Genomic DNA, 1,358 nt, shown 5'->3' on the forward strand with positions numbered 1-1,358 from the left:
AATCAAAAAAGCGAGCTTCGATTATTAAAGAAGCGCTGCGTAAAGATAAGTTGGGAATCTCCTTAGCAGCAGATAGAAAGAGTATAGATCTGGTTAAATCTAACAATTATTTTGAAAGGTATAAAGCAGCCATCAATGGATATTGGGACTCAGACCTGAGCAGGTTTGACTACGACTATCAGTACAGTGTCTCTAATATTGAAAATTGGTATCAATTAGACCTTGCAAATAAAGAAACAGGTACTTTTGACCCCACAGCCATTAGTACTAAGCATATCTACGATTATACAGGCTTGTTTTTTACGATGAAAAGTGATGTAGATCTCTATCTTACCAATTTCACCAATGTAGAAGGCGGTACCAAAATAGTGCTCACCGATGACTTTACAGATGCTACCAGAGTAGCAGAAATAGAAGCAACACTTACCAATACTAAGGATGCAGGAACCATCATCTGGATTCATGTGAGTAAGGACAATAAAGTAGTACAACAAAATCTATATACAAAAGGATTTAAACTAACCCTGGAACCCACGCTATCCAAACGATTAGAAGATTTTGGGAATACGGTCTTTCAGGGAGACATGTCTGCGGGTAAAGCATTAGCTACGTTAGCAGAGATGGATGCTATACTTACACAATTTGGGAGTGTCGTATTTGGAGGGATTACCGATGGGTTAAACGCTGTACAATTACCCAAAGAGTTTTGGGACAGTGCTGCTCCGGGTTATTATTTTAAAGACGTGAATACTTGGGTACAAGGAATACCCGTGTTAGAAGAGATTGTAAAATCTTTGCAAAATGATATTGCCTTTATCTCAGGGGTTTACAATGGACTAATTAGTACCGCTGCATTTGTTACGGGTACGGTTAAAAATGTATTAGATTTCAAAGCTTTTGCTAAAAAAATATTGTCTGATTCGGAGTATCGAGGGAAGGTCTATACAGAAGCAATTAAAATAGCAGAACTTATCACCGATGAGGATAAAAGAGAGGCAGTATTGATATTGGCAAAGGTATTAGTGGTAGGTGAAGTAGAAAAAGGCTGGGAGTATCAGAAGAATAAAATTACCGATTATAACCTTACAGGCGTCGATTATTTTGCGGGTAACATCGCTTTTGAGATCGTTGTAGGAGTCTTATCTGGTGGAGCTACGGCAGAGGCAGGAGTCGCCAAAGAATTTTACGCCATTTTAAAATGGGCTACCGATCCCTTAGAATTTGTGATCAGACGAGGAAAAAAGTTTGCTGCACCTGTAGCAAAACTAATGGCTAAAGGCCTTAAAGTCGCTACAGATGGAGCTGTTAGTATAGGTAATAAAATCTTATTTAAGATTGATATCGAAGCCAATAAAATT

General features: G+C 38.3%; 1 protein-coding gene. It reads left to right on the plus strand.

Annotated elements, in window-relative coordinates; all coding sequences use genetic code 11:
* Positions 1-1,358 (plus strand): hypothetical protein (locus tag ABD816_RS22115; protein WP_344931088.1); only part of this gene is annotated, 1,358 nt, incomplete at both ends.

Origin of the sequence: Aquimarina addita (genome assembly GCF_039539305.1) — a bacterium.
Lineage (GTDB): Bacteria > Bacteroidota > Bacteroidia > Flavobacteriales > Flavobacteriaceae > Aquimarina > Aquimarina addita.